The organism is Bacillus sp. FJAT-27445 (genome assembly GCF_001510665.1).
Lineage (GTDB): Bacteria > Bacillota > Bacilli > Bacillales > Cytobacillaceae > Bacillus_D.
This window is the reverse complement of sequence record NZ_LMTI01000001.1, coordinates 26,467-35,357: the sequence shown is the minus strand read 5'-3', so window position 1 is coordinate 35,357 and position 8,891 is coordinate 26,467. Positions and strand designations below refer to the sequence as shown.

Sequence of the window (8,891 nt, the reverse complement as noted above, 5' to 3'; positions counted from 1 at the left end):
TCAATTATGCTACCGCATAATTTCGTGCGAGGATTATTCACGGATGTTTTTCCTTGGTGCTACCCCATAATTTCGTGCGAGGATTATTCTTGGAAGCTTTCCTTGTGCTACCGCATAATTTCGTGCCATGTAAGTTCAAGGAAGCCATCCTTTGTGCTATCGCATTTCCTTCGTGCAAAGCTTATTCGGGGAAGCTGTATGTCCTGCGGTAATAGCGGGAAAGTCGAGACCCTGGACTGAGCGTAGCGAGGGAAGCGGCTCGGCCCCGCCCGCGGAAAGCGTCCCCCCGGAATGGAAATCTAGACGCATTGATTTCAATTAATATTTAAAATTAAAAAAGACTGTAGGAAACCCGAAACTCTTCGGGTTTGTCTACAGTCTGAGCAGGCGTTATTATTGGCCTGCCTCCTTTAATCATATTGAGTTGAAAATGGGACGGACGGAAGGATTTCGGTAAAGAAATCGACCAGCTCACTTGCCTGTTCTTCATCACTAATTCGAAAAACATGTTGCAAATGGTTTATATCATCCAGGTCTTTGGGATCGAGGAGAGTTGATCGGCCGGTTTGCATGCAAACGACAAGGGGTTTTCCGAAAAACAATGAGGAATAGATGACACCAAAATCATAGCGGGAATTTTCAGTAGTGAAGCCAGTGAAACGAACCTTGACATTTTCATGTTCGTCATAAAGCTTTTCGAATTGCTCCATAACACTCCTCCTAAAAAAAGTTTTTAGAATATTATTATAATTCAATTCTATTAAAATTACAAACAAATCCACTTTGTGCTCAAGTTGTCGGTTGTTTAAAGAAATTGGAGAATGCTACAATAAGGAGGTACAGAAATATGAATCAAGGGGGTATGGTGTTGGCTGAAAACGCTTTTATTAAACTTGTGCCTTCATCTGTCAAACAATCTATTACATTGGAAGAATTAAAGGATTACTTTCATTATTACAAAGAAATAACCTCCAAAACAGGTGCCCAGGTAAATTGGGATTTTGATGAGAGCGCATTTCCTTACGAAATTAAGGAAACGCCTGAGAGCAAAGGCGATTGGTTCTATTTGAGCACATCAGATCCCGACCGATACAGGGCCATTGCCATCGCAGTAGGCAAGGAAGCGGTGGAATTGGAGGATGGAACCTCCTCAATCCAGTCATATATCCAGATATCTTTACCAGATGGCGCTTTGGCGGGCGACAAAGGCAAAGCGAACGAGTTTTGCAAATTTCTTGCAAAAAAACTCCAGGCTGAACTTCATCTGTTTAACGGCAGGATTATGTACTTCAACCCACGGAAATAATGTTCAACGCGCATCCCTCATAGGGATGCTTTTTCTTTCCCGCGATCGGTAAGCAATAATCGGCGGGCCAGCTGCCGTTAACAGCAAAAGAAGGTATCCTGAAAGCCACTGATTATTTTTGGAGCAATGCAGGAAAGTGGAAATAGGACAGGATAAAATGGAAGGATGCATAAAGCCCAAGGCTGAAGACGGTAATAAAAAGTGCCTTCCTCGAGGATTGGATAAAGTTTTCACCGATAATAATTGCCAGATAAAAAAACACCAGAAACATGAGGACATTATATAAAGGATGGTCATGCTTAGAAAGCCACTCTGTCAAAGTATATCCGCTCCAAATTATGAATTGGATTAGAAATACTACATACATCTTCATTGAGAATCACCGCCTGCAAACTGGAAAATGAACTTGCCATTAGTGAAGTATATGCCTGGCCTTCTACAGATATTTTTCATTTCTGTAACATTTGCATGACAAGGAAAGCTAGCCAATGATCGTGTGATAGAATGGAGCTAATGTTTTGCCAGCTGCAGTCATTATTTTCGTCATACTGGAGGCAAAGAAATGAAAGGTTTCCCTGTTTATATACTCTTTATTTCCTTGTTCATGACAGCGTCCTGCAGCAAAGTGGATCAGGAAAGGCTGGCGGTGGATAAAAACACGAAACAAGTCATATTCTTTTCTGACGAAAAGGAATATAAACGCGAAACAGCCTACTACGATGCCTTGATTGAACTAAAAAAGGACTTTCCTGATGAAATGGAAAGCCTTATGGTCCTATCGGAGGGAAAAGAGAAAAAGTACTATGATGAATTCGATATCAAAACCGGCCCTGCTCTGATTGTCCTTTATAATGAAAAAGTAATGGTCAAAATTTACGGGATTACGACAAAAGAACAAATCATCCAGCCTGTCTCGCAAGTATTGGCTGGTTCACAATAATATGTTAAAGCCCTTCCCAAATCGGGAAGGGCTTATTTTTATTCTGTATCGGATCTATTTAACAATATGGATTGGGCTGCCAATGGCTACCTCTGCCGCTTCCATCGTAATTTCACCAAGTGTTGGATGCGCATGGATCGTCATAGCTAAATCTTCAGCTGTCATGCCTGCTTCGATGGCCAGCCCGAGCTCTGCGATCATGTCAGACGCGCTTGGACCTGCTATCTGTGCTCCAATGACAAGCCCGTCTTCCTTTCGGGTTACAAGCTTCATAAAACCGTCAGTCTGGTTCAAAGCAAGCGCCCTGCCATTGGCTGCGAATGGGAATTTTGAAGCTATTGCATCAATCCCCTCTTCTTTTGCCTGCGCCTCTGTGTAGCCGACGGATGCTAGCTCGGGATCCGAGAAAACGACTGCAGGAATGGCCAGATAGTCGATTTCGGATGGATGTCCCGCAATCGCTTCAGCGGCTATTTTACCTTCATAGGAAGCTTTATGGGCAAGCGGCGGCCCCGGGATAATATCCCCAATGGCATAAATATTGCCTACATTGGTACGGCATTGCTTATCGACTTTTACAATGCCTTTATCAGTCATTTCGATCTCGACCTGTTCGAGGCCAAGCTCATCGGTATTCGGGCGGCGTCCAACCATGACGAATACATAGTCTGCTTCGACAGTTTTTTCTTCGCCTTTTACTTCATACGTTACCGTAACAGAATCCTTTGTTTCCTGCACACCTTTTGCAAGAGCCTTTGTAATCACTTCGGCCCCTTTTTTCTTGAGGTTGCGCTTTACAAGTGAGGACATCTGTTTTTCGAAGCCATTCAGGATTTCGTCCGCACCCTCTAGGATGGTCACTTTTGTCCCGAAGCTGGCATAAGCCCCGCCTAGCTCTGTTCCGATATAACCTCCGCCGATAACGACGATGCTTTTCGGAATTGCATCCAGTGCCAGAGCGCCTGTGGAATCAAGGACACGCTTCGTATACTTGAAGGCCGGCAGTTCAATGGGGCGGGAGCCAGTTGCGATAATCGCATTGTTGAACGTATAGGTCTGAGCGGAGTTTTCATCCATAACCCTTAACGTGTTCGCATCAACAAAGTATGCCTCTCCGCGGACGATATTTACCTTGTTGCCTTTTAAAAGGCCTTCTACTCCGCCTGTTAGTTTCTTAACGACGCCCGCCTTCCATTCCTGGACCTTTGAAAAATCGACGGTGACGTTTTCCGCATTAATACCTATGTCGCTTGAATGGGTGGCTGATTCATACCTATGCCCTGCGGCAATCAAGGCCTTTGAAGGGATACAGCCGACATTTAGGCATACTCCGCCCAATGTTCCCCGTTCAACGATTGTCACTTTTTGGCCGAGCTGGGCAGCCCTGATGGCTGCCACATATCCGCCTGGCCCAGCTCCGATGACTATTGTATCTGTTTCAACTGGAAAATCTCCTACTACCATTTTATTACGCCTCCATTAACAAGAGTTCCGGGTCGTTGAGCAAACGCTTGATGTGATTCATGAAATTCTGTGCTGTCGCTCCGTCAATGACACGGTGGTCAAAGCTTAAGGAAAGTGCGAGAACTGGTGCAGCAATGATTTCTCCATTTTTTACAACCGCTTTTTCCGCAATGCGGCCAATTCCAAGGATAGCAACTTCCGGATGATTGATGACCGGTGTGAACCACTGGCCTCCTGCTGACCCGATATTCGTGATTGTGCAGGAACCGCCCTTCATTTCATCAGGAGAAAGTTTTCCGCTCCTCGCTTTTGACGCAAGCTCATTAATCTCGTTGGAAATGGCAAATACCGATTTCCTATCGGCATCCTTAACAACAGGAACAAGCAATCCCTTATCTGTATCAGCTGCTATTCCAATGTTGTAATAATGCTTCTGAATGATTTCCCCTGCTTCATCATCGACAGATGTATTGAGAGCAGGATACTCCCTCAATGCACTCGTAAGCGCCTTGACGACGTATGGAAGGAATGTTAATTTGATACCTTTTTCCGCTGCAACTTCCTTGAACTTCTTGCGGTGTGCAACAAGGCTTGCCACTTCCACTTCGTCCATTAGCGTTACATGCGGTGCCGTGTGCTTGGAATTGACCATTGCCTTGGCAATCGCGCGGCGAATTCCACTCATCTTTTCACGGGTTTCAGGATACTGTCCTTGAGGAATCGATGCTGCAGCTCGTTTTGGCTCTTCAGCAGCTTGAGCTGTTTCGGTCCTGACAGCACTTGCTTCTTCAATTTCTTTAGATGAGTCGCTTCCACGATTCAGATAGGAATCAATATCGCCTTTTAGGATTCGCCCATTGTTCCCTGTTCCCGCAACCTGGCGGATATCCACACCTTTTTCACGCGCGTATTTCCTGACTGAAGGCATTGCAATAACCCTTCTGTCCGGGTCAACCTGTGTCTCTGGGGCAGCATTGGCAGCTGCAGCACCGGCACCTGTAGCTCCTTCAGCTTTCGGTTCTTGTGCTTCTTCTTTCTTAAGCTGCTGGCCAGATTCAAGAGTAGATTGTACCTGTGCTTCTGTTTTCTCTTCAGCCGATTCGTCCTCATCATGGCTGTCGCCTTTAAATTGAATATTTTCGTATCCTGGGGCATCAAATGTAACAAGTACCTGGCCAACTGTGGCGACCGTACCTTCGCCAATCAGGATTTCCTCTACTGTTCCTTCTACTGGCGAAGGAATCTCAACAACAGCTTTATCATTTTGTACTTCACAAAGAACATCGTCTTCTTGAATTTTATCGCCTGGCTTTATAAACCATTTGACTATCTCGCCTTCGTGGATTCCCTCGCCAATGTCAGGCATTTTAAATTGGAATGACACTATGCCTCATCCTCCTATTGTTCTCGTATTTCTTCAGTCCTTCACAGTTCTATAAACGCCGGTCCTGTCCGTTTAGAATGTAAGTACTTTTTTAGCTGTTTCAATTACATCTTTATAGTTTGGAAGCCATACGTTCTCTGCTTGTGAAAACGGATAAACTGTATCAGGAGCCGCAACTGTCAGCACAGGAGCTTCTAGGCTCAATACGGAACGCTCCATGATTTCGCGTACAACATGATTCGCCGCGCCTGCCTGCCTTTGAGCTTCCTGAACAACGATTGCCCGGCCGGTTTTTTCAACGGAAGCAACAATCGCTTCGATATCAAGCGGCATCAAAGTCCGGAGATCAATAACTTCCACGGAATGGCCTTCTTTTTCAAGCTCTTCAGCGGCCTTAAGCGATTCATGAACCATTGCGCCATACGTAATGATTGTCAAATCTTTTCCTTCACGCTTAATATCCGCTTTTCCAAGTGGAATGGTGTACTCTTCCTCTGGAACGTCTTCACGGAATGCGCGGTAAAGCTTTAAGTGTTCCAGGAAAATAACAGGGTCGTTATCGCGAATGGACGAGATTAGCAATCCCTTTGCATCGTATGGTGTTGACGGAACGACGACCTTAAGTCCCGGGGTCTGCATCATCAATCCTTCAAGGCTGTCGGAATGAAGCTCTGGAGTATGTACCCCACCGCCAAATGGAGACCTTACCGTAATCGGCATATTGTAGCGTCCCCCGGACCGGTAGCGCATCCTTGACATCTGTCCGGCTATGGAATCCATTACCTCAAAAACAAAGCCAAAGAATTGTATTTCCGGGATTGGGCGGTAACCTGTTAGGGAAAGCCCGATAGCCAATCCTCCGATTCCGGATTCAGCAAGCGGTGTATCAAATACCCTGCCTTCGCCAAATTCCTTTTGAAGGCCTTCGGTTGCACGGAATACACCGCCGTTGGCACCCACGTCCTCCCCGAATATCAAAGTTTTCTCATTATTGCGAAGTTCTATGCGCAAGGCATCCGTAATTGCCTGGATCATTGTCATTTGAGCCATGATTTACTTCGACTCCTTTTCTTTGTAGATTTCATATTGTTCCTTCAGGTGGAAAGGCATTTCTTCATACATGAATGACATCAGATCGGTTACCTTTTGTTTAGGGGCTGCGTCGGCCTTTTTGATTGCCTCTTTAATTTCTTCCTTCGCCCTTTCAATCACTTCATTTTCTTTCTCTTCGTTCCAAAGGCCCTTACTTTCCAGATACTTCCGGAAACGGACAAGTGGATCCTTCTTTTCCCACTCGTTGTCAAGGTCTGCAGTCCGGTAACGTGTCGGATCATCCCCTGCCATCGTATGCGGGCCATAGCGGTAGGTCAACGTTTCGATCAAGGTTGGTCCTTCACCATTTACTGCACGTTTGCGCGCGTCGCTGACAGCTTTATAAACAGCAAGAGGGTCCATACCATCCACCTGGATACCAGGGATACCAGCGGCAACCGCTTTTTGGGCGATTGTCTTCGCTGCAGATTGCTTTTCAACCGGTGTGGAAATAGCAAAGCGGTTGTTTTGGACGACAAAAATTGCCGGGGCCTTGAACGCACCCGCGAAGTTGATTCCTTCATAAAAATCGCCTTGTGAAGCTCCACCATCGCCTGTGTAGGTAATCGCGACTGTTTTTGAACCATTCTTCTTTAACCCTAGCGCAACACCTGCAGCCTGAATATATTGAGCCCCAATGATAATCTGCGGAGATAGAACATTGACGCCCTCAGGAATTTGGTTCCCTTGATAATGGCCACGGGAGAATAGGAAGGCCTGATAAAGCGGAAGGCCTTGCCAGATAAGCTGAGGCACGTCCCGATACCCAGGTAAAATGAAATCATCCTTTTCAAGCGCGTATTGTGAAGCAAGCTGGGAAGCTTCCTGCCCTGCTGTAGGTGCATAGAATCCAAGGCGTCCTTGGCGGTTAAGAGAAATGCAGCGCTGATCAAGAATGCGTGTATACACCATCCTGCTCATTAATTCCTGGAGCTGTTCATCACTTAGTTCCGGCATTGCTGCCTCGTTAACGACCTTGCCTTCTTCATTTAAAATCTGGAGCGTTTCAAATTGCTGCTCAACTGCTTCGAGCGTCTTCATCTCATCGATTTGGGCGTTCTTTGTCTTAGAAGCCATATTGGTCACCATTCCTTTCTTTTTCACAAAATTTGTCCTCTCACTGCAAACACATTCGGGGTTCTGTTTTAATGGGATATAAATACTAACTTATGTTGCCCATAAATACGGCTATATGATGCTTTCCTATAAGATTGTTTATTTTATTTAAATCCTGACTGAGGCCTATGTTTTACCAGGGCCTGCTGAAGCATATCTATATAGTTTTCCACATGCACGGCGAATGGAAACCCCTATTTTCCATCACGCTGCCTTTTATTCTGTACCAGTTGTCATTCCCATTAAATTAATACAATTCCCCCTGCATGTCGAGTTTACATCATTCGCTTCCAAACCGTCAATAAACATGACCTATAAATTTTTCACTATATCGATATTAGATAACTAACTTAATGTTTTTAAATCTGTACCATTAACATTTCAGCAACTGTACTAATCCTGTTTCCTCCCACTTTCAGCATAGAACAGGAAATGCGGTTATCTATTTGATGAAATAGAAAAAGCGAGCCATTGCGCCCGCTTTCCTGTTTAGGAATCCTTATTTCCAAGCCCTGCCATTTTATAAAATTCGAGCTTTTCTTTATTGTATTTTTCGGTCAATTCATTAAACTTATCGTTCGTTTCCATGATCCTTGTGTAATGGGTGTTAAGTGAATTAACCTGCCCTTCCAGGTTTTCCAGGGTAATGTCTTTTTCTTTCAGGGATGTATAAAGCTTCTGGTCCCCCTCCAAAGCTTTCATGTATTCTTTGTATAGCAATTCATGAGCGGTATATCGCTCATTCATGGTTTTGTATAGCGTTTCCGCTTTTTTCTTTAATTCGGGATTTTTAATATTCTCCAGAATCCCTGATGCTTCTTTGAATAGCACCCGAGAATCATCCAGGCTTTGGCGCTCCAGTCCAATATGCTCCTTCCTCTTAGCGGCAATGGCGAGTGCTTCATCGGATAAAATTGAAATTTGCTTATATTCCTTCAGGCCAAGCCCCATAATTTTATCAAAAATTTCTTTTTCTTTCGTTTCAAGTTCCATTAATGGATCCTGTTGTGCTTCAAACTGTTTCTCGGCATTTACCGCCTTTTCCATCACTTCATACAGCTGAGCTTCAGGCGTTTCCTTTGCAAGGCAGCCAGCAAGCAGCAAAATTGAAGCCGCAAAAATGAACAGAAGGCGTTTCATTGGAGAAATTGGCAAAATATATCACTCCTTATCCTAACAGTTCTACTATATCGAGAGATTCCGCCTTTGACAACTTCCAAAACTCCAAAGGGCATGTCCATTACATTACATCTTATTCATGAAAATCGCCCCTTATGAATGGGCATGGGCCCAAACTAACATTGCCCGCTTCGCATAGGCTGTAATAGTCGCCCGGTAATAGGGCCGGCAAACATTATGCGGAGGAGGTTCGCTTATGTACGGTTACGGTGGATATGGTTATCCTGGCGGATATGGCGGCTGGGGTTTTGGCAGAGGTTTTGCCTTAATTGTTGTACTGTTTATTCTTTTAATTATTGTCGGCTGTGCCTGGCTATAATGCGGAGAAAAGGGGAGGCACCCGCCTCTTCTTTTTGATGCCAAAATAGGCAGCGGCTCCTTTACTTTCGGCAAGTCTGCAGGGATACATA

At 44.9% G+C, this 8,891-nt stretch carries 10 protein-coding genes; 3 read left to right on the top strand and 7 right to left on the bottom strand.

The window, feature by feature from the left end:
- Positions 1 to 410 precede the first annotated feature (410 nt).
- Positions 411 to 710, bottom strand: coding sequence for a DUF3055 domain-containing protein (locus AR337_RS00180; protein WP_059169992.1), 300 nt, complete (start codon positions 708 to 710; stop codon positions 411 to 413).
- A 137-nt stretch (positions 711 to 847) separates the two neighbouring features.
- On the opposite strand from AR337_RS00180, the gene AR337_RS00175 reads away from it, so the two are divergent.
- Positions 848 to 1,306: a DUF1885 family protein gene (locus AR337_RS00175; RefSeq protein WP_253701426.1), complete on the top strand. Its 459-nt coding sequence runs from the start codon at positions 848 to 850 to the stop codon at positions 1,304 to 1,306.
- Between the two features lie 112 nt (positions 1,307 to 1,418).
- Here AR337_RS00175 and AR337_RS00170 read toward each other — a convergent pair whose 3' ends face one another.
- A complete protein-coding gene (locus AR337_RS00170; protein ID WP_059169991.1) occupies positions 1,419 to 1,679 on the bottom strand; it encodes a hypothetical protein in 261 nt (86 codons plus the stop codon).
- Positions 1,680 to 1,868: 189 nt separating this feature from the next.
- Here AR337_RS00170 and AR337_RS00165 point away from each other — a divergent pair, with 189 nt between their 5' ends.
- A complete protein-coding gene (locus AR337_RS00165; RefSeq protein WP_059169990.1) occupies positions 1,869 to 2,246 on the top strand; it encodes a hypothetical protein in 378 nt (125 codons plus the stop codon).
- Positions 2,247 to 2,300: 54 nt separating this feature from the next.
- On the opposite strand, the gene lpdA is transcribed toward AR337_RS00165, so the two are convergent.
- From lpdA to AR337_RS00140, 5 genes are all read right to left on the bottom strand, one after another.
- Positions 2,301 to 3,710 (bottom strand): dihydrolipoyl dehydrogenase, encoded by a 1,410-nt coding sequence (gene lpdA, locus AR337_RS00160; protein WP_059169989.1) that lies wholly within the window; start codon positions 3,708 to 3,710, stop codon positions 2,301 to 2,303.
- A gap of 4 nt (positions 3,711 to 3,714) precedes the next feature.
- Positions 3,715 to 5,094, bottom strand: a complete 1,380-nt coding sequence (locus AR337_RS00155) for a dihydrolipoamide acetyltransferase family protein (protein WP_059169988.1) — start codon at positions 5,092 to 5,094, stop codon at positions 3,715 to 3,717.
- Positions 5,095 to 5,166: 72 nt separating this feature from the next.
- Positions 5,167 to 6,144: an alpha-ketoacid dehydrogenase subunit beta gene (locus AR337_RS00150; RefSeq protein ID WP_059169987.1), complete on the bottom strand. Its 978-nt coding sequence runs from the start codon at positions 6,142 to 6,144 to the stop codon at positions 5,167 to 5,169.
- A 3-nt stretch (positions 6,145 to 6,147) separates the two neighbouring features.
- Positions 6,148 to 7,263, bottom strand: coding sequence for a pyruvate dehydrogenase (acetyl-transferring) E1 component subunit alpha (gene pdhA, locus AR337_RS00145; RefSeq protein WP_059170802.1), 1,116 nt, complete (start codon positions 7,261 to 7,263; stop codon positions 6,148 to 6,150).
- A 528-nt stretch (positions 7,264 to 7,791) separates the two neighbouring features.
- Entirely contained in the window at positions 7,792 to 8,457 is a 666-nt protein-coding gene (locus AR337_RS00140; protein WP_059169986.1) for a YkyA family protein, read from the bottom strand.
- A 220-nt stretch (positions 8,458 to 8,677) separates the two neighbouring features.
- Between AR337_RS00140 and AR337_RS22545 the strand changes: the two genes are divergently transcribed.
- Positions 8,678 to 8,800, top strand: a complete 123-nt coding sequence (locus AR337_RS22545) for a YjcZ family sporulation protein (protein ID WP_082686789.1) — start codon at positions 8,678 to 8,680, stop codon at positions 8,798 to 8,800.
- Positions 8,801 to 8,891 lie beyond the last annotated feature (91 nt).